The following is a 19,428-nucleotide window of genomic DNA, read 5'->3' as shown; positions in this document are numbered from 1 at the left end:
CTGCGGTCAGGACTTTACGCCTTGAGGCGCAGCAAGCTGGAGTCATGACGAGTGCAGCCCTCCGCAGCAGGGCGTGGAAACTGCTGGAGATGGTCACGACGCCGCTGCTGCCGTCGGACTACCTCGACCTGGTCAGCCCGCTGCGTGCGGGCGCTGACCTGCGTGGGCGCATCGAGGCCGTGCACCCCGAGACGGGTGACGCCGCGACTATCGTGATCAGGCCGGGACGGGGCTGGCGCGGCCACACAGCCGGTCAGTACGTGCGGATCGGGGTCGACGTCGACGGGGTGCGCCTGTGGCGTGCCTACTCCATCACCTCGCCGACAAACCGCCAGGACGGCCGCGTCACGATCACCGTGAAGGCGATCCCGGACGGCAAGGTCAGCAACCACCTTGTCTGCAGGGCGAAACCGGGCACGCTGATCCAGCTCGACCAGCCGACCGGTGACTTCGTGCTGCCGCAGGCCAAGCCCGCCAAGGTGCTCTACCTGACGGCCGGCAGCGGCATCACGCCCGTGATGGGCATGCTGCGCGACATCGAGTTCGACGACGTCGTCATGGTCCACTGCGCGCCACAGCCGCAAGACGTGATCTTCCGCAACGAACTGCACGACCTGGTCGCCGACAAGAAGCTGCGGCTCACCGAGGTGCACACCGACACAGACGGCATGCTCGACATCGCCCGTCTCGACGAACTCGTCCCCGACTGGGCCGAGCGCGAGACCTGGGCTTGCGGGCCCGCAGGCCTGCTCGACGCCGCCGAAGAGCACTGGACCGAGCACGCCGTACAAGAGCGCCTGCACACCGAACGCTTCCGCCCCAGCATCGTCGTCGCCGGCGACGGCGGCGAGGTCACGTTCAGCACCACCGGCAAGACCGTCGACGCGGACGGCGCCACGCCGTTGCTGGACATCGGCGAGGAGGCCGGCGTGCTCATGCCCTCCGGGTGCCGCATGGGCATCTGCTTCGGCTGCATCACGCCGCTCAAGGCCGGCGCCATCCGCGACCTGCGCACCGGCGAGATCACCGAGGCCGAGCCGGGCGTCCTCATCCAGACCTGCGTGTCCGCCGCGGCGGGCCCCTGCGACATCGAACGGTAGGAGCACCTTGACCGCCATCGACCCCACCGCCCACCTGACCGCGGAGCAGATCGAGGAGCTTGGCCGCGAGCTGGACGCGATCCGCGACGAGGTGATCGCCAGCCGCGGCGAGAAAGACGCCGCCTATATCCGTAAGGTCATCTCGGCGCAGCGCAAGCTCGAGCTGGTCAGCAGGGGCGTGCTGCTGTTCTCGATCTTCCCGCCCGCGTGGCTGCTCGGCACCGCCGGTCTGTCCGTGGCGAAGATCATGGACAACATGGAGATCGGCCACAACGTCCTGCACGGCCAGTGGGACTGGATGCGAGACCCGAAGATTCACTCCACCACCTGGGAGTGGGATCACGTCTCGCCGTCCGAGCAGTGGAAGCACTCGCACAACGAGCTGCACCACACGTACACCAACGTGATCGGCAAGGACAACGACCTCGGCTACGGCATCATGCGCGTCGACGAGGACCAGAAGTGGCACCCGTTCCACCTCGGCCAGCCGCTGTGGAACTTCATCAACGCCTGCTTCTTCGAGTACGGCATCGCAGCGTACGACCTGGAGCTCGGCAAGAACCTGCACAAGCGCCGCAGCAAGAACCCGGAGTTCCGCGCGCGGGCCAGGGCCGTGGGCCGCAAGATCCGCAAGCAGGTGCTCAAGGACTACGTGATCCACCCGCTGCTGTCGGGCCCGTCGTTCCTCACCACGCTCGCCGCCACGTTCACCGCGAACCTGGTCCGCAACATCTGGTCCCACTCGGTGATCATGTGCGGGCACTTCCCCGAGGGCGTGCAGGTCTTCGAGCGCCGGTCGATCAAGGGCGAGACGCGCGGCCAGTGGTACCTGCGCCAGATGATGGGCTCGGCGAACATCAGCGGCAGCAGGGCCATGCACTTCATGACCGGCAACCTGTCGCACCAGATCGAGCACCACCTGTTCCCGGACCTGCCGAGCAACCGATACGCCGAGGTCGCGGTGAAGGTGCGCGCGCTGTTCGAAAAGTACGAGCTGGAGTACGTCACCGGGCCGCTGCCCAAGCAGGTGTTCTCCGCGTGGCGCAAGGTCTTCCGGCTCTCGCTGCCGAACAAGAAGCCCAAGGTCAAGACGCCGGACCGCGAGCAGGAGCTCGTCGCGGCCTGATTCCCGGTATTGGTTCAGGTCTTTCGGCCGTACCGGCGGCACCGCCGGTTTCGGTGAGATCCGTTGCGGACGGTGGGCGGCCGCGACATCAGACCGTACGACACGGGATCCGGGCAGCCCGGTGTCCGGCTGCGCTGCCTGGACGTGCGCCAAGAGCTCAAAGCGTTCCGGGTAACGTGCGTGAGCGGCAGCGACGAAGCTGCCGGGAAAACCGCAGGTCTCCGCCGTCTCAGGCTGCGGCCGTCGGGTTCGCTGATTCGGCGGCGCGGCGGTATTCGGCGTTGATGCGCTGGGCTTCTTCAAGTTGGTCTTCGAGGATGACGATGCGGCAGGCGGCCTCGATGGGCGTGCCCTGGTCGACGAGTTCGCGGGCGCGGGCCGCGATGCGCAGCTGGTAGCGGGAGTAGCGGCGGTGTCCGCCCGCGGAGCGCAGCGGGGTGATGAGGCGGGCTTCGCCGAGGGCGCGGAGGAAGCCCTGGGTGGTGCCGAGCATTTCGGCGGCGCGGCCCATGGTGTAGGCGGGGTAGTCGTCGTCATCGAGACGGCTGAACGAGTCGTCTGCTGTCATTGCACCTCTCTGTGGAACGCGTGGAGGGGCCCTGGTGCCATATGGCACCAGGGCCCCGAAGGAACTGCTACACCATCTGCCGGCCCTGGTACTGCACCGGCCTTCTGTTTCCGCAGACCCGACCGAGATGCTGTCGGGAGCGCGGGGATCGCGGTTGCCTGACCGGAGACCACCTCACTATCGATGTCCTGCGGTACCCGGGCTCAAGAATTCCGCCCGGGCGATCCTGATGGCGCGGGGCTCCTCCGTTCTTCCCTCTTGATCAACTGCTTACCAACGGGGGACTGCGTACTGCTGGTGATGCGAACTGCTCAGTGGCCTGCGACAGCACCACTCTTCGGCAGCCAGCCCCGTCACCCATCCTGCGTCTGCTCTGGCTTAGAACCCCACTGCCGAACCTCCCGATGCGCGCGCCCGCAGCCGACGCCTTCACCGAGGTGCTGCTCACTCACTTCACTGCTGGGTGCACTTACCGAACTGCGGTACTGCTCACGGCGGCCCCTGATCACTGCGGGCCACCTGGTCCGGTCGTCAGTCCCGTCGCCGTCCTGCAACAACCCTGGCTTCGGAACTCCACCACCGCACCGTCCTGCGAACTGCAACTGCGGGTACTGCTGCCCGGAAGTTCGTCTCTACCGGGTCCTGCTGATCTCGGTTACGAGAGAAACCATAACCACACCACCGCCCAATGTCTACTCCGGTCAACATAGATTTCCGCGCGTTTGGCAGTGAGGTAATCGACCTCGAACAGCGATGGAGGCGGGAGCGAGGCCGTCACCAAGCCGGGTTAGCGGCCGCAGGCCCGGGCACAAGCACCGGGCAGGCAGGACCGGGCATTGACGATCCAGAGATCAGGGGGACCTGATGGACATGATGAGCGTCAGCGTCGCAACCGCCCGCTCCGCGGCGCTCGTCGCCGACGCACGCGACAGCGCCCGCGATTTCCTTGAAGGTCTCGTACCGGCGATTGCATCCGAGGCTGCCGACACGGTGGTCCTGGTCGTTTCGGAGCTCGTCACCAACGCCCTGCGCCACGGCGGCGGCACCTGCACCCTGAACCTGACCGCGCACCCGGACAGCATCGAAGTGGCCGTGCACGACCGCAGCCCGCAGGCCCCGCGCATGCGCACCCCCGACCTGAACGGCGGCACCGGAGGCTTCGGCTGGCCTATGGTCAACCGCCTCGCCGGCGCCACCGCGGTGACCCACCAGGCGGCCGGCGGCAAGACCGTAAGCGTCCTTCTTGCCCGGTAGCGCCAAGGCGTCGGCGTCGACCGGGGCGACCGGCCAGCCTTAGAACTCCTAACGGGAATGACTCTCAAGACCTCGTTGCGACTTGGACGGTGGGTAGCGGCCGCGTGCGAGGATGCTGCTGTGCTGGATGAGATCGACGCGGTGGACTGGGACTCCATACCGGGCCATCCCGACTGCTATGAACCGGATCGTGCCGCCCGTGGTCTACGCGCCCCGGCCGAGGCAATCGAACCTGGTACAGGCGGCGGAGGCTGGCTCGCAGCTCGGCGGCGGTGGAATTGTTCATGGCCACAGCGCCGCGGTGTTCCCAGCGGCTGTGGTTGCGACCCCGCTGCTCCTGGACATCGCCCAGCGGGGTCACCCGGCGGCACAGGACACCGCGTTGGGGCTGCTCGATGAGGCTTTGTCGTGCTATCCGCATACCGGGTACACGCGGGTGGCGGCTCCTGACGGCACCGCGATCCCCATCTGCTGTGCCATCGCCCACCATCTGCGAGATCGCACCGATTTCCTTGTTGGGCTGGGCAAGAGGGGCAAGTCATTGCTGGCCGACGCGGCCGCGCACTGGCGCTTCGAGATCCGCGAGTGCGTCGCCGACAGCGGCGACACGGCCGCCTTCGGCATCTTGGCCGGCTGTCTCCCCGACGGCGTGCACGCGGTGGAAATGCATCTCGCTGGTGCCATCACCGTGCTGAGTGAACTCACCCTTGGGTACCGTCCGCGGAAGGCTCTCTCGAAGCATGCCTGCGGGTGTTCGCCCGGCATCCGGGCGAACTGCCGCCAGGTGCCGTGCTGTTTCCGGCGGAGTGCGGGGATCGCGCGCACTGACTGGCTCCAGTGCTTCAAGGACCTTCTGGTGCAGGGACCGGCTGCTGTCGTGACGCGGCAAGACGCCTCCAGCAGATCAGGGCGCATCCGAGGGTGAGGAAGGCTTCGTGGATGTCGTCGCGGATCTCCCAGCGGATCCGCAGGCGGCGAAACCAGTGCAGGTGGGCGAAGGCGCGCTCGACGACCCAGCGTTGAGTGCCCAGCCCGGAGCCGTGATCGGTGCCGCGTCGTGCGATCACGGGCTTCACACCGAGGTCCCAGACAAGGCGGCGGTACTTGTCGTGGTCGTAGCCACGGTCGGCAAGAACGAGGTCCGGGGCGGCGCCGGGGGCGGCCGCGCTTGCCGCGTACCGGTGGCACCGCTTCGAGCAGGGGGATGAGCTGGGTGACGTCGTCGCGGTTGCCGCCGGTCAAGGTGACCGCGAGGGGGATGCCGGTGGCCTCGGTGATCAGGTGATGCTTGCTGCCCGTCCAGCCCCGGTCAACAGGGCTTCGTCCGGTCTTGGCTCCCCCTTTAGCGCCCGGATGTGGGAGCCGTCGACGGCGGCCCGCGAGAAGTCCAGGGCGTTCACGCTGCGGAGCTTGGCGAGGAGGACGTCGTATAGGCGGGGCCACACGCCGGCTTCGGTCCACTCGGCCAGGCGGCGCCAGCAGGTCATGCCCGAGCCGAAACCGAGTTCCTGCGGCAGGTGTTCCCAGGCGATCCCGGTGTGCAGCACGAACAGGATGCCCTGGAACACCAGCCGGTCTGGATGCCGCATGCGTCCCGGATGTCGAACTCGACGCTCGACCTTGGGCAGTAGCGGCGCGATCACCGCCCACAACTCGTCATCCACTTCCCACGGCTTCGGCCGAGCCACCCCACACCCCCGGATCAACGGTCCCGGAGTGATTTAACCCCCTCGAAGATCATTTCGTTAGGAGTTCTTAGTCGTGCCGTTGGGGTGCACCCAACGCGACAGATGTGTCGCAGGCGTGGGGCCCATTTGGATGTGCCGGGTAACGATCACTCCGCTGATCTGGGGTTTTTGCGCTGGTTAGCATTGAAGCGTGCTTTCTTCTGACGATTCCCGCACGTGTTCATGTCACACCATTTGCGGGTGCGACTTTGGCTGGTGTCGAAGAAGGCGGCTTGGCAGGTTGGTGATGCACACAAGGCCAATTTTCCGTCTCGTTCGCCTGCGATGATGCTGATCGCGTCGGCGGCGATCACGCTGAGGGCATCTTCCACGCAGGAAGCCGAGCCAAGTAGCCATCGCCGCTTACCTTCGGGCGTCAGGATCGCTGCGGCCCGACCCTGAGCGCTGCAGTCATTGATGACTTGGACAGCAGATGCAGGGAGAGCGTCCTGGATCGCGGCCGCTGTCGCGGCGGCGTGAATCGACTCCCTCAGTTCCCGAGCGAGGTCGAGCTGGGCAGTGGTGCAGGAGTCCACGGCGAGGCCGTTCACTGCCAGCCAGTCGATGAGTCGGTGCGGCGTGGGAATGCGCTCCACGGCGTCGCCATGACGCTCCGACAGAGTCCCCGTGAAGCTGGTCGCCAGCACGTTACCGAGGCGGAAGTCAGGGAACGCAGCACGCATGGAACCACCTTAGCGGGTTGCGGCGCGGCTCGGAGAACTGCTAGAACCGCCTTAGCCGGTTCCACGATGCCCAGGAGGTCTCATGCCCCGTCTAACCAGCGACGTGCAAGCATTTGAAGCCCACGCAACTGACGCTGACCTCGACGATCTGCGTGCGCGACTAGCCGCGGCGCGACTACCGGAGGCTGAGACGGTCTATCGCGCCGCGCCCGACCCTCGCCGATGGGAACAGGGCGTTCCTCTCGCCGACCTCGTCGGTGTCGTGAACTACTGGCGCGCTGGGTACAACTGGCGGTCGTTCGAAGAGCGCCTAAACCGGATCGGCCAGTTCCGCACGACCATTGATGATCTGGGAATCCACTTCCTGCACCGCCGATCCGCGCGCGCAGATGCCACTCCTCTGATCTTGACGCACGGCTGGCCAGGCAGCATTGCCGAGTTCATCGATGTAGTAGACGAGCTGGCAGATCCGAAAGATGCAGACGCGCCAGCATTCCACGTCGTGGTCCCGTCGCTACCGGGCTTTGGTTACAGCGACAAGCCGGCCACCACCGGGTGGGGAACCGAAAAGATCGCGGCCGCATGGGTGGAACTGATGGGAAGGCTCGGCTACAGCAAGTTCGCAGCCCACGGCGGCGACTGGGGAGGTAATATCACCACGGTTCTCGGCGGCAGGTTCCCGGCGCACGTTCTCGGCATCCACACCACGTTCGCGGAGGCACCACCCGGGTTGACAACGGACGGGCTGACGGCGGTCGAGCGCCAGTGGACCGAGGAAACCCGCGATTTCTGGCGCCACCACGCGGCGTACGCGAAGCAGCAGGCGACCCGGCCGCAGACCATCGGCTACTCGCTCGTCGACTCACCGGTCGGGCTTCTTGCCTGGATCCTCGACAAGTTCGCCGAGTGGTCAGACACCGAAGATAGCCCGTTCGAGACGATTTCCAGAGACCGCGTCCTTGACGACGTCACCCTGTATTGGCTGACGCGGACCGGCGCATCGTCGGCCCGCATTTACTACGAAAGCCACAACTCGCTCGATCCCGAACTTCGGGTCGACGTCCCGTCAGCAATCACTATGTATCCCCGCGACATCGAGAAGTGTCCGCGCCCCTGGGCACAGGAGCGGTACCGAAAAATCGTCCGATGGAGGTCGCCCGAAATCGGGGGACATTTCCCGTCGCTGGAGGTTCCCGAGTATTTCGTCAAAGATCTGCAAGAGGGCCTCGCGGCAGTGCTGGCCGCTAATCGGTGAACGCGGCTGGGTGCCGGCAATCGATCACCGCCTGATCCGGCTCAAGGCGTTGCCGACGGCTTCCAAACCGAGTTCATCGAGACGGCAGAACGTGGTCAGACAGGGCGCGGCAAAGATAGCGTGGAGCATGTCGAGGTCTTTCGGATGGGCAGTGTAGGAAATTCCGTCCTGGAAGACCTCGACGCCTGCCCGCCAACACCCTCAACTGCGAAGAGCCAGTTGACGATCCCTACTAGCATGTGGCATCAGTCACATGGCGGGCGGACTAAAGAGACACAGTGTGGTGTAGGCGCAGTTTGCGAAGAGGGACGATGGCGACAACACCGGCTACCAATCTCTGCTCGTGCGACTCCCCGAGCAGGATGTCGGCATTGTTGTGCTCGCCAACGACGAATGCGCCGACCCGTACGCAACCGTGTCTGGCCTCGTCGCGACCCCAACATTTCTTCAGTAGGCACAGCGCATCCTGAGCGGACAATCAACGCCCTGAAGAACTTCCGGGCTGTGGCCACGAGGTTCGACCAAACGCGCCTACATCTTCCACGGCACCGTCACCGTCGCCTCGCTCCAACTCTGGCTCCGCCCCTGATCCGCCGACTGGCTACTCGTCCGAGCCGGTAGCCGACGGCGGTACCTCAACGACGAAGAACAGGAAGGTGGTTTTGGTCGAAAGTTCATGAAAGTCGTCGGGGAACAGCTCACTGGCGGCCGGGTCGGGCTGCGGCTCGCTGATGACGGCAAGGCGGAAACCGGCGATGGTGAAGGCATCAGTCATCACGTGCAATGGCCTGCGCCAGAACCTCATCGGGACGGACTGTCCGTTGAACGTCCAGTCGAAGGTATAGCTGGTGGTCGCAAAGTAGTCGGGCCGAGGATCCTGGATCGTGTAGGCCACGAAAGGGTGGTCCACCGACGCGATCAGCCGGCCGCCGGGCCTGAGCACTCGCCGCAACTCGGCCAGCGTCGGCCCCCAGTCCTCCAGGTAGTGAAGCACCAGCGACGCGACCACGTCGTCGAACGCACCGTCGGCGAACGGCAGGCGGTCGCTCAGGTCGACCACGTGCAGGGCCACGTCGTCACCGAGCCGCCGCCTTGCCAACGCCAGCATCCCTGCGCTGGCGTCGATGCCGGTGACGACCGCACCGCGGTCGCGTAGTTCAGCGGACAGGGGGCCCGAGCCGCAACCGGCGTCCAGGATCCGACGGCCGGCCACATCTCCGGCGAGGGCTAACATCGCGGGCCGCTCATAATACCCGTTCACGAGGTTGTTCTCGTTCTCCGCCGCGTACGCCTCGGCGAAGCTGTCGTAGTCATTCATCTGGTCCCGATCTGCAGACTGGGCGAGACTCTCAGGCACATCGGTTACTCGGTCCATCGTCGCAGCCTAGTAGTCACATGATCCGCCGGAAATGCCCTAACTACTGAGGGCAGGAAACTGGCACGGCTCGGCGGACGCCGGATTCCTTCGCTGTCCCTCAGGGGTGAAAGTGAACGTCTGGCGGAACGGGCCTTCGCCGTAACGCACGGCGAGAAGGAGCGAATGAACGACGAAGGCCGGTTCAGTCGACCGGCTGTCAGGCACGAGACGCCACGTAGCAGGTGGCCACAGGCTCTGCGCTTGCCTTCCACTCCGCCTCCAGAGGCCAAGACGACCAGTAGTGGTTCCGCGGCACCGCCTCGTCGGTCCAGCGCGTCGGAGCGCGGTCGAACGCTTCCTCACATGCGTCCAACGCCCGGTGCTCGGCCGCCGCCCTGCCCGGGTAGCTGCCGTCGCCGAGCGGCGTCTGCGCGAAGACCCGCGCGTCGTGCGGGCCGCTGCAGGTAACCCACACCACCAGCGCATTCGTGCGTGCGCCGGTGTTGAAGTCGATGCAGTCCCCTAGCTTGGTGTCCTCGTCGGCCATCACGGCCTTCCCCGCGTCCAAGACCATGTCCGACGACGTCGGCATGGCCGGCTTGGCGGACCCATGGGCGGCGAGTGCCAGCTCGGCGCGGATGCTTGTCACCGTGGCCAGCGCGCTTTCTTTTTCTTTGTCTTTCCGCAGGAGCGCCGAGAGGTCGGCCTCCGCCCTGGTGATCCGGCCCTTAGAGTCCACGGTCAGCGTCATAACCGCCGGGGCTCGGGTCGGGTCCACCTTCCAGACGGGAGCCAGCTCTTCCCTGAGGTCCGCCGGGAAAAGGAGACCCCATGCCGCATCGAGCCCGAACTCGGTGCGGTAACTGCGGCCGCCACCGGGCGTGCTCCGCTGCGCCGTGGCCTTCGCTGTGGTCACCGTCTCCAGCAGCGTGCCGCTGAGGGCCGCTTCCGTGCCGCGCAGCTTTGCAATCGAGTCGAGCCCCTCCACGTGATCGCAGTTGACTGCGTACCGCAGCCAGTACTTCGCCGATGCAGAGCGGTAGTGGACGGTCTGCGGGTCCACTGCGATGACCGCGCTCGAGTCCCTGCGCCCTTCCTCCGTCGCCCTTCCCAGCAGGGCATCCTTGACCCTGGCTGGGAGCGTCTTCGGCAGCGTCCAGTCGCGTTTGCCCGCCCCGCGTTTGCCCGCGAAGTTGAGGCTGCCCACAGTCGTCTGGACCGCATCCCCCTGCTTCGAGGTGAACGTCACCTTCTGCGTAAAGCCCGCGCTGCCCGCGTTTTGGGTCTGCTGCAGCGCCGCGTACGGCTGGGTGCCGAGCGGCTTGGAAAACACCGGATGTGCAGACGGCTTCGGTTCGTGGTCCGCCGGGCCGCGGGAGCAGGCGGTGAGCAGCAGCAGTACGGCAGCGGCAATGGCACGGAGGGCGGGGCGTCTGATCACCACGGTTCGACAAGTGAAGATCGCCTATGGTTGCCCGCCCGAAGGTCACAGGAGGATGAACTAAGGCCGGTCTTCAGTCGGGAGGGTGGGCAGGGTCATCCCCGCTCGGGCCGGGGACGTGGGCGCTTGACCTCGCGGTCACGGAGATCCACTGAGGCGTGCGTCACGGTAGGAATGGACCTGCTGCGCCGGGGAGTTGGCGACAAAGGACCGTTCTGCCGACCGAAGGTGATGTCCTCATGTCCAGCAACGCCGCCGCCCGTGCCAGGGACGTGCTCGTCCGCCCGTTCTCCGTCGGGAGCCTCACGATCGACAACCGGATCGCGATGGCGCCGATGACCCGTCAGTGCTCGCCCGGGGGCGTGCCGGGCCAGGACGTGGCGGAGTACTACGCCCGCCGCGCGGCGGGCGGGGTCGGCCTGATCGTCACCGAGGGCACGTACGTCGGCCACGACTCCGCGGGGACGAGCGACCGCGTGCCCCGGTTCCACGGCGGGGACGCGCTGGCGGGCTGGGCGAGGGTCGCGGACGTGGTCCACCGCGCGGGCGGGCGGATCGTGCCGCAGCTGTGGCACGTGGGCCTGGCCCGCAACGTCGGCGAGGCGCCGCGGATGGGCCCGTCGGGCATCCCTGTGGACGGGTCCGAGCCCGGCCGTGCGATGACGTCGCAGGACCTCGACGACGTCATCGAGGCGTTCGCCGCGGGCGGGGCCGCGGCCGAGGCGTACGGGTTCGACGGCATCGAACTCCACGGCGCCCACGGCTACCTCCTCGACCAGTTCCTCTGGGCCCACACCAACCACCGCACCGATGCGTACGGCGGGGACCTCGTGTCCCGCACCCGCTTCGCCGCGGACATCGTGGCGGCCTGCCGCACCGCCGTGTCACCGGACTTTCCGATCATCTTCCGTACGTCCCAGTGGAAGCTGGGCGACTACCAGGCCCGTCTCGCTGAGACCCCGCAGGAGCTCGACGCCCTCCTCACGCCCCTGTCCGAAGCCGGCGTGGACGTCTTCCACTGCTCCACCCGCCGTTACTGGCTGCCCGAGTTCGACGGCTCGGACCTCAACCTCGCGGGCTGGGCGAGGAAGCTCTCGGGCAAGCCCACGATCAGCGTCGGCTCGGTCGGCCTCGACAACGAGTTCACCGGCACACTCAAGGGCGAGACCAGCGGTGTCGCGGGCATCGACGCGCTCCTCGACCGCCTGGAGCGCGAAGAGTTCGACCTGATCGCGGTCGGCCGCGCGCTCCTGGGCGACCCCGACTGGGCGGTGAAGACCCTCACGGGCCGCACGGACGACCTCCGTCCGTTCACCAGGGACGACCTGACCACGCTGCGCTGAGTAGGCGTCCTACGTTTAAGGGGCGGGTCGGAGCCTGTCATTCGTAGGATCGGTGGGGCCCAGGGTGGGGGGTATGGCTCAGTAGGTGTCGCCTCCGCCCAGGGGCACAACTCACCTGGCACACCGACCTCATAGGCGGGTGGAGATGGATGCCGCCGCGCGCATATTCAGCAAGCTGGTGGCCTGGGATGGTCATTTCTGACGAGGCAGCTCAGGCGAGGCCGTACTCCAACCCCAAGGCGCTCGGCGCCGTTCGCGCCTTCTGTCCCGCCGCTTCCGGGGGCATCCTGGCGTGCCTCGCCGGAACCACGTACGGCGTTCTCCTGCGTGAAATTACGTATTCCTGGCCCTGGGCCGGAACTGGTGAAGTTTCGCCCTGAGGGGTCACGCGATTCGCGTGGTCACCGTACTTCCACAAGGAGAAGTCAACGATGAAGTTCAGTCAGGGGCGTGCAACTCGTGTGCTGCCACGGAAGCTCCATCGAGGACGGTCGGGCACCGACGCTGTCTCGATCGGCTCGCGGTCCTCGCGACGCCGCATGGGCGTGACCGTTCTCGCCGTCGCGCTCACCTCGCTGTCTGCCTCCCTTGCGTACCCGTCTCCGGCCTCGGCCTCGGTTGCGAAGACCGGCGCAGCGGCCCGGCACTGCATTGAAGACGTCGACGCCGGCAGAGTCCGCTGCTTCGGCAGCAGCCGAGGAGCTGACGCTGCCATCCCCGCGGACAGGGTGCGGCTGGGCAAGTTCTTCGACGGGAGGGACTACCAAGGGGCGTCCTTCAGCCTCTACGGGGCGAAGACCTGCAGGCACGACAACGGGGACGACTACTCGCCGTACACCCTCTCGAACGAGTGGACCAACCGTATCCGTTCGCTGATCCCCGAAGGCAACTGCTACCTCACCCTGCGCAGCGCACCCGACGGGCAAGGCGGCTCAAGCCCGGCCTACAAGACGGGAGCAGCGTCGCTGGGTGCCTGGGACCGATCCTCCAAGTCGGTCACGATCGGGTAGATGTGCGTGCCCGGGGGTGGGGCCCAGCGTCCTGCAGGTCCCCTTTGCATCGCCTGGGAACCGCGCAGGCTCCACGACCACAGGCCGGGTTCGCACGTCCGAACTGCCGATCATTCACACAGCCTCATCAACCGTGCGACACCCGGGAGTTGTCACCATCACGATCGGCAACGCCTGATCAGGACGCGACCGCAGGCACACGGCGACCACCGTGCCGGATACTGCTGCTTTACGCCGCCGATGGCCACGGGGGTTGACCCCTTCGATGCCCTTCTGCGTCCGACTTGCGCTCCCCCGGCCCGTAGCCGCGGGAGCGCAAGTCAAGCAAGAAAGGGTTTGCCCCCGCCGTGGACAAGTGCCATCAGGCTCGTACGGCTGCCCAAGCCTGTCTTGCGATAAATCTGTTCGAGGTGCTTATGCACTGTGCGACGGCTGATCGCCAGTGCGCGGGCGATCTCATGATCGGTGGCACCGTCGGCCACATGGGCGACGACTTCGCGCTCGCGCGGAGTGAGCGCCGGCAGGCGAGCGATTGCACGGTTGATCTGTTCGGTGCGGCGAGCGGCTGCCCGGCTGACAGCGGTCATCGCCTTCAGGCGCTCAGCGCGTGACACCGCTAGGGACAGGTGCGGGGTCACGAGGCCGACAATCTCACGGTCGCGCAGGGAGAATCCGCGCCGGGACCGGTTGAAGCTCAGCACTGTTACGTGGGATCTGGTCTCGCTGACCCTGCACAGGAGTTGATCGACTGCGGCTCTGGGGAGATAGAAGTCGACGTAGAGCGGCAGTCGGCGAAGGGCGCGCGCGTTGGCAAGGTCACTCAGTGCGGCGGCAGCACCGGGGGCCAGTCGGCCGGACTGATACGCGACCAGGCCCGGGTGCTGGTCGAAGACGGCGTGGAGCCCTGGCACAGTGCTGACATCGGCCTCACGCGGTTCGGTGGCCGACACCAGCAGCCGCCCGGCGGCGTGGTCGACGTGCGTGTAGGACGCCGATTCACACCCCACCAAAGTGCCCAGCGACGCGAGGATTTCGCTGGGCAGACCACCGTCGAAGGAACGCGAGCAATGCTCATGACTTGTGGATCGTCCGCGGGAAGGCATGCGGAGGGCGTACCTTCCCGATGATCCTGTGATGATCACCAAGTCAGGGTCCGCGTTGCAGCGCGGGTCAGGAAGGCACGCCCATGCTCAGCGTAGTCAATGAAGACGGTTCCACGTCCGCCGGATCCCTGATCGACGAGATCGTGCGGGAGGGCGCGAGGCGGATGCTCGCCGCCGCTCTGGAGGCGGAAGTAGACCAGTACATAGCCCATTTGGCCTCGGAGCGGGACGAACGTGGCCGACGTCTGGTGGTGCGTAACGGCCACCACCGCCCCCGCACGGTGACCACGGCCGCCGGCCGGATCGAGGTCCGTGCCCCGCGGGTGGACGACCGCCGCGTCGAGGAGGCGACAGGCGAACGGCAGCGGTTCTCCTCGAAGATCCTTCCGCCGTGGTGTCGCAAGTCCCCGAAGATCAGCGAGGTCCTGCCTCTCCTCTATCTGCACGGCTTGTCCGGCGGTGACTTCGTGCCCGCACTCGAGCAGTTCCTCGGCAGCTCGGCCGGTCTGTCGGCCGCAACGGTCAACCGGCTGACCAAGCAGTGGCAGGACGACCATGCAGCCTTTCAGCGCCGTGACCTGTCCGACAGCGACTACGTCTACGTGTGGGCCGACGGCGTCCATCCCAAGGTCCGCCTCGGACAAGCCCACTCCTGCGTCCTGGTCCTGATGGGCGTGCGCCTGGACGGCAGCAAGGAACTGATCGCGCTGGCCGAGGGGCTGCGGGAGTCCACGGAGTCGTGGGCCGACTTGCTGCGGGATTGCCGCAGACGCGGCATGAAGGATCCCGCGCTGGTCGTCGGGGACGGCGCGATGGGTCTGTGGCGGGCTCTGGCGGAGGTGTTTCCGCAGGCCAGACACCAAAGATGCTGGGTCCACAAAACCAGGAATGTGATCAACTCGCTGCCGAAGTCCGCGCAGCCCGGCGCCAAGAAGGCCCTGCAGGAGATCTGCAACGCCGAGGACCGCGACCATGCCGAGCAAGCGGCCCGCGCGTTCGAGAAGACCTACGGCACGAAATGGCCCAAGGCCGTCAGAAAGATCGCTGACGAACTGGACGAGCTGCTGGCGTTCTACGACTTCCCCGCCGAGCACTGGATCCATCTGCGGACCACGAATCCCATCGAGTCGACCTTCAGCACGGTGAAACTCCGGACGAAGGTGACCCGCGGCGCTGGCAGCCCGGCAGCTGCTCTTGCGATGGTGTTCAAGCTCGCCGAGGCCGCCCAGGCCCGCTGGCGGGCGGTCACCGCACCCCACCTGGTTGCCCTCGTCCGATCCGGCGCCCGCTTTGAAAACGGCCAACTGGTCGAACACTCCGACGAACAGGCAGCGGCCGCCTAGTGATCCGGGGCCGAGTCACGCGGTTCACTGAGAGATGATCCTCCCATGGCGGATGTGGTTTTCTTCGATCTGGACGGCACCCTGGTCGATCACCGAAGCGCGGTCCTGGAAACGATCGGTCAGATCGTCCAGACCGCGCCGAACGCAACGGCTCCACCGGAGGAACTGGTGACGTTGTGGTGGACGCTGGAGGCGCGGCACATGCGGGAATACCTGACTGGTCAGTACTCCTTCGCTGAGCACCATCGACGCAGGCTCCGTTCCTTCCTGCCGATGCTCGGTGAGCCGGTTCCTGACGATCCCGCCCTTCTGGACGCCTGGATCGCCGAGCGCTACCTCACCGTGTTCGAGAAGTCCTGGCGGTGCTATCCCGATGTCCAGCCATGTCTGGAGACCCTGAAACGGCTTCCCCGAGGACCTCGTCTGGCTGTTCTCACCAACGGGGACCCCGACCAGCAGCGCGCCAAACTCGCCCGCTTCGGCCTCCTCGAATACTTCGAAGCCATTCTGACCCCCACCGAGCTCGGAGCGGCCAAGCCCGCCGCCTACGCCGCCGCCTGCCGGCGGATGCAGACGGACCCCGCGCAGGCCGTCAACGTGGGCGACATGCTGAGCAGCGACGTGAACGCAGCCGCCCTTGCCGGGCTGACCGGCATCTGGCTGGACCGCGGCATCGACTTCGTCACCGGTGGACCATCGCCCACGGCAGACGACACGGTCCTTCGCATTGAACGGCTTACCGACCTCCCCGACCACCTATCACCCACGAACGCCTGACCAGCTTCTAAGGGCTTGATCCACAGGTCTTGACTATTACTCAAGGAACGCTCGTGCAGTGCGTAGACGATGTCCAAGGTCTTGCGCAGGTCCTGGGCCCTGAGGTCCGCCATTCCTGGGCACTTCCTCCGATTGCTCCGAATCAAGCCGACCCCGATGAGTACGGGAACTGCTGCAGTGACTTTCGTTTGAGGGGATTCCCGCCGCTCAGGTTTGCGGGTTACGACGGTATGCAGGGTCAAGTCGGTTGGACCAGGATCTATTGAGCCCACTGCCTGGCCTGCAGCACCTGAGGTGACGGCGCGGTCCACGCAAACACATGAGGTCGCTGAGGTTCAGTCGATGACCGATCTACGCCTGGCCCAGGCGACGCACACACTGAGGACACCTGCCCGACAGGACGCTTCGCCGCGTCGACCACGAAGTGGCCGTTGACGCGGGCGCCTGTGGGTGATGTGGGCGCCAGGGTGGATGCGGCCTGTCTCCACAAGCCATTGGTGGACGGCTGCGGTGACGTCCCCGCCTGCGGCGTCGACGCGGTGGGCGAGTCGGCAGCGTTGAAGCCGCCATGCTGGATGTTCTTTCCCAACTGCCGGCCGTACCCTGCACCACATGAGTCACTGACACGAGACAGCAGCGGTGACCGGGATCGAAGGGAATCTCCATGACCACAACAGCGAACACGCCGACGAGCATCACCGCCACAACAGCGTTGCTGGAGGAGGAACTTCCCCGCCTGGAAGAACACCAGCAGATGCTCGAGAAGGAACTCGCCTCGGTCACCGACCGGCTGGGCTCGGTACGGACCGCACTCGCCGCACTGCAGGCCCTGTCCACCACCGCCCACCTGCTCACGCCCGCCTCTGACGCGGAAACGGTGCCCCCGCCCGCCTCCTCGGCCGACGCCGAGACCGTCAGCGATTCTCCCGCACCCCCGGTGACGGCGCAGGAGAGCAACACATCCGACGGCACTCCTGCCGCGCCGGGAGGTTCCGGCACTGGCGCGTCAGCCGCCCGTCGCAAGGCGCCGGCGAAGAAGGCCGCAGCACAGAAGCAGAGCAGGCGTCCCGCGAAGAAATCGGCATCCGCGAAGCCCGCGAAAGCACCCAAGACAGCGAAGCCCGCAAAGACGACCACTGCGAAGAGCACCGCCCGCACTGTGGCCCCTGCAGAGAGCGGAGGCCTGACCGAGCAGGTCATGGCCGTTCTCTCAAAGTCCGGCGGCAAGGCGCTCCGCGCCCGTGATGTCGCCGAAGCCCTGGGCCGCGACGACACACTCAATGACATCAACACCGTCCGCAGCACACTCGACCGCCTCGTCGCCACATCACGGGCCCAGCGCGCCGGCCGAGGCCTCTACCAAGCACCCGCCAACTGATCCCCGACCACCTCATCCCAGTGAGGCGAGACAGGTACCGGGCAGGCTGGCGCAACCCGTCGAGAGGATCGCCGCAGGTTGCCGTGCCATGAAGTCAACGAACGCGGCCGGTGGAGGCCAGCGCCGGGAGCATACGAGACGGCCGCGAGGCAGCCTGCCGGAACAACTGACCGGCAAGGACACCAAGGGACGTTGCGTGACAGCGGCGCTGTGGACAAGCCGCAGCCCGCACCCCCGCGTTAGCTTGCTTTGAATGCGGCGACAGTCTGGGCGACGAAGCGCATGTGTTTATGCTGCCGCGCATCGTGCCCGGCGGGTGTCGGCGGTCTCTGAACCTGGGTTCTGGATCACTTTCCGTGCTCGGGCCACGGAGCGTCACCGAAACCGCGATCATGAACGGCCTCGCGCGCTGAGCAGGACCCGCTTGCGGAGCAGGTCGAAGTTGGCGCGGCCGAACATCTGCCTCTTCAGCATCTTGATCTTGTTGTTGTGGCCTTCGACGGCGCCGGAGCTGTAGCGGAGGCTGAGGCCGGCGACGACGGCGTCGAGGTCCTGGTCGAGTCCGGTGACGAAGGTGTGCAGAGCAGGCAGATCGTCGGCCCGGACGTTCGTGAGCCACTGGTCCAGGTGCTTGCCCTGTCGGTTGTTCATCAGCTCGGCGAACGCGCGAACGTGGTGCGCGGTGCGGTCGAGCGCGGGGCAGCGGACCAGGATTGCCTTGAGCTGCTGGGCCTGGTCGTCGGTGAGGCGGTCGGGATGGCGGGTGAGCCAGCTGGTCACGTTCCGCACGGACGGTGCCTTGCGGGGCGCGTCGTGCGGAAAACTCTCACGGAGCTTGGCCACGTAGACCTTCACGACGTTCTCGCCGCCGGGGTAGCCGCGCTCGCGGACTTCCTCGAACAGCCGGCGGGCGACGGTGCAGCCCTCGACCCACCGCTGGTGAAGGTAGGACTTGTAGGGGTCGAGGATGCTGGCCCGGCCGGCCCACCGGCCGACCAGAAGTTCGTCCGCGCTCCCCGCGTTGGCGAGGCGGCGGATGGTGTTGCGGGCCAGCCCGAGCTGTCGGCCGATCGCGCGCAGTCCGACTCCCTGGTCGAGGAGGGCGTGGACGGCCGCGTGCTGTTCCCGGACCCGATCGGAGAGCCGACCGGTGGTCCGCGGTCCTGCCGAAGAGAGCTGTTCGAGGTTGGTGTTCTTCATGGCTGCGATGACCGGCGCCGTGGTCGAGTGGTGCGGTTCCTGCAGCAGGGCGCGGTGCTGAACGACGGTCTTCTCAACGGCCTCGGCGAGGTTCGACCAGATATGCCACCGATCCGCGACGTGGATGGCGTTCGGGGCACCGAGCCGTCCTGCCTCGGCATAGGCGGCGGAACGATCCCGACAGATCACCTCGACGCCGGGATGATTGGCGAGCCAGCGGGCGACTGTCGACGTCGTCCGGTCCGGCAGCAGATCGACCGGCTGGCGCGTTTCGATGTCGATCAGGATCGTGCCGTAGTTGTGGCCCTTGCGCAGCGCGAACTCGTCCACCCCGAGCACCCGCGGCGTCGAGGTTCCGGGCTCCGGAAGGCGACGGATCAACCGCAGCAGCGTCGACCGGCTCACCCCGGCTGCCAGAGCGTGGGACAGGCGGGCACCGGCCCGGCCGGCCAGCATCACCGCCAGACGCTCCAGCACCGTCTGCAGCCCGGCGCTTCGCCGCCCGTACCGGACGGTCAGCCCGTCGACCTGCTCCACGAACGTCACCTGCCTGCAGAAGGGTTGACCACAGCGGAACCGACGCACCTGTAACTCGATCAGCACCGGGCGCCTGCCGACCGCGCTGTCGGCGAGCCGACGTACGTACCGGCTATGCACCCGAGCCGACAGCGATCCGCACGCCGGACACACTGCCCCCTCCGCGGCTGTCCGGGCCCGCACGGCTATCAACTCACCGTCAGGCACAACGCTTTCGATCACGACA

General features: G+C 66.6%; 16 protein-coding genes and 3 pseudogenes. 11 read left to right on the top strand and 8 right to left on the bottom strand.

Features of this window, described 5'->3' with window-relative positions:
- Window positions 1-44 precede the first annotated feature (44 nt).
- Both ACQEVG_RS18295 and ACQEVG_RS18290 read left to right on the top strand, forming a co-directional pair.
- Window positions 45-1,100, top strand: a complete 1,056-nt coding sequence (locus tag ACQEVG_RS18295; RefSeq protein WP_432984531.1) for a ferredoxin reductase — start codon at window positions 45-47, stop codon at window positions 1,098-1,100.
- A 7-nt stretch (window positions 1,101-1,107) separates the two neighbouring features.
- Entirely contained in the window at window positions 1,108-2,226 is a 1,119-nt protein-coding gene (locus ACQEVG_RS18290) for a fatty acid desaturase family protein (RefSeq protein WP_432984528.1), read from the top strand.
- A gap of 229 nt (window positions 2,227-2,455) precedes the next feature.
- Here ACQEVG_RS18290 and ACQEVG_RS18285 read toward each other — a convergent pair whose 3' ends face one another.
- Window positions 2,456-2,794: a MerR family transcriptional regulator gene (locus ACQEVG_RS18285; protein ID WP_432984525.1), complete on the bottom strand. Its 339-nt coding sequence runs from the start codon at window positions 2,792-2,794 to the stop codon at window positions 2,456-2,458.
- Between the two features lie 864 nt (window positions 2,795-3,658).
- Here ACQEVG_RS18285 and ACQEVG_RS18280 point away from each other — a divergent pair.
- Together ACQEVG_RS18280 and ACQEVG_RS18275 are read left to right on the top strand one after the other, a co-directional pair.
- Entirely contained in the window at window positions 3,659-4,048 is a 390-nt protein-coding gene (locus ACQEVG_RS18280) for an ATP-binding protein (RefSeq protein WP_432984522.1), read from the top strand.
- Window positions 4,049-4,226: 178 nt separating this feature from the next.
- The gene (locus ACQEVG_RS18275) at window positions 4,227-4,973 is read left to right on the top strand and encodes a hypothetical protein (RefSeq protein WP_432984519.1); all 747 of its coding nucleotides are present in this window, start codon (window positions 4,227-4,229) and stop codon (window positions 4,971-4,973) included.
- On the opposite strand, the pseudogene ACQEVG_RS18270 reads toward ACQEVG_RS18275, so the two are convergent.
- Together ACQEVG_RS18270 and ACQEVG_RS18265 are read right to left on the bottom strand one after the other, a co-directional pair.
- Window positions 4,891-5,736 (bottom strand): annotated as a pseudogene (locus ACQEVG_RS18270) (IS5 family transposase). The gene ACQEVG_RS18275 and the pseudogene ACQEVG_RS18270 overlap by 83 nt on opposite strands.
- A gap of 146 nt (window positions 5,737-5,882) precedes the next feature.
- A complete protein-coding gene (locus ACQEVG_RS18265; RefSeq protein ID WP_432984516.1) occupies window positions 5,883-6,458 on the bottom strand; it encodes a CGNR zinc finger domain-containing protein in 576 nt (191 codons plus the stop codon).
- A gap of 82 nt (window positions 6,459-6,540) precedes the next feature.
- Between ACQEVG_RS18265 and ACQEVG_RS18260 the strand changes: the two genes are divergently transcribed.
- On the top strand, window positions 6,541-7,713 hold the full coding sequence (locus ACQEVG_RS18260; RefSeq protein ID WP_432984513.1) for an epoxide hydrolase family protein: 1,173 nt from the start codon (window positions 6,541-6,543) through the stop codon (window positions 7,711-7,713).
- A 468-nt stretch (window positions 7,714-8,181) separates the two neighbouring features.
- A pseudogene (locus ACQEVG_RS18255) lies at window positions 8,182-8,302 on the top strand (IS5/IS1182 family transposase); the annotation flags it as partial.
- Window positions 8,303-8,314: 12 nt separating this feature from the next.
- On the opposite strand, the gene ACQEVG_RS18250 reads toward ACQEVG_RS18255, so the two are convergent.
- Window positions 8,315-9,088: a class I SAM-dependent methyltransferase gene (locus ACQEVG_RS18250; protein WP_432984510.1), complete on the bottom strand. Its 774-nt coding sequence runs from the start codon at window positions 9,086-9,088 to the stop codon at window positions 8,315-8,317.
- 199 nt (window positions 9,089-9,287) lie between these two features.
- Window positions 9,288-10,514, bottom strand: coding sequence for a hypothetical protein (locus tag ACQEVG_RS18245; protein WP_432984507.1), 1,227 nt, complete (start codon window positions 10,512-10,514; stop codon window positions 9,288-9,290).
- Window positions 10,515-10,750: 236 nt separating this feature from the next.
- Between ACQEVG_RS18245 and ACQEVG_RS18240 the strand changes: the two genes are divergently transcribed.
- Together ACQEVG_RS18240 and ACQEVG_RS18235 are read left to right on the top strand one after the other, a co-directional pair.
- Window positions 10,751-11,854, top strand: coding sequence for an NADH:flavin oxidoreductase (locus tag ACQEVG_RS18240; protein ID WP_432984504.1), 1,104 nt, complete (start codon window positions 10,751-10,753; stop codon window positions 11,852-11,854).
- A 539-nt stretch (window positions 11,855-12,393) separates the two neighbouring features.
- Window positions 12,394-12,864 carry a hypothetical protein gene (locus ACQEVG_RS18235; RefSeq protein ID WP_432984501.1) on the top strand — a complete coding sequence of 157 codons (471 nt, stop codon included), beginning with the start codon at window positions 12,394-12,396 and terminating at the stop codon, window positions 12,862-12,864.
- 320 nt (window positions 12,865-13,184) lie between these two features.
- On the opposite strand, the gene ACQEVG_RS18230 is transcribed toward ACQEVG_RS18235, so the two are convergent.
- A complete protein-coding gene (locus ACQEVG_RS18230; protein ID WP_432984498.1) occupies window positions 13,185-14,006 on the bottom strand; it encodes a response regulator transcription factor in 822 nt (273 codons plus the stop codon).
- A 44-nt stretch (window positions 14,007-14,050) separates the two neighbouring features.
- On the opposite strand from ACQEVG_RS18230, the gene ACQEVG_RS18225 reads away from it, so the two are divergent.
- Both ACQEVG_RS18225 and ACQEVG_RS18220 read left to right on the top strand, forming a co-directional pair.
- Window positions 14,051-15,310 carry an IS256 family transposase gene (locus ACQEVG_RS18225; protein WP_432984495.1) on the top strand — a complete coding sequence of 420 codons (1,260 nt, stop codon included), beginning with the start codon at window positions 14,051-14,053 and terminating at the stop codon, window positions 15,308-15,310.
- 45 nt (window positions 15,311-15,355) lie between these two features.
- Complete coding sequence (locus tag ACQEVG_RS18220) at window positions 15,356-16,087, top strand: HAD family hydrolase (RefSeq protein ID WP_432984492.1); 732 nt, start codon at window positions 15,356-15,358, stop codon at window positions 16,085-16,087.
- A 446-nt stretch (window positions 16,088-16,533) separates the two neighbouring features.
- Here ACQEVG_RS18220 and ACQEVG_RS18215 read toward each other — a convergent pair.
- A pseudogene (locus tag ACQEVG_RS18215) lies at window positions 16,534-16,658 on the bottom strand (helix-turn-helix domain containing protein); the annotation flags it as partial.
- A gap of 93 nt (window positions 16,659-16,751) precedes the next feature.
- Here ACQEVG_RS18215 and ACQEVG_RS18210 point away from each other — a divergent pair.
- A complete protein-coding gene (locus tag ACQEVG_RS18210; protein WP_432984489.1) occupies window positions 16,752-17,465 on the top strand; it encodes a hypothetical protein in 714 nt (237 codons plus the stop codon).
- A 390-nt stretch (window positions 17,466-17,855) separates the two neighbouring features.
- On the opposite strand, the gene ACQEVG_RS18205 is transcribed toward ACQEVG_RS18210, so the two are convergent.
- Window positions 17,856-19,409 (bottom strand): ISL3 family transposase, encoded by a 1,554-nt coding sequence (locus ACQEVG_RS18205; RefSeq protein WP_432985474.1) that lies wholly within the window; start codon window positions 19,407-19,409, stop codon window positions 17,856-17,858.
- Window positions 19,410-19,428 lie beyond the last annotated feature (19 nt).

The organism is Streptomyces sp. CA-135486, assembly GCF_050936555.1.
Classification (GTDB): Bacteria; Actinomycetota; Actinomycetes; order Streptomycetales; family Streptomycetaceae; genus Streptomyces.
Note: the sequence above shows the minus strand (reverse complement) of the source record. Positions and strands in the feature narration are given on the sequence as shown.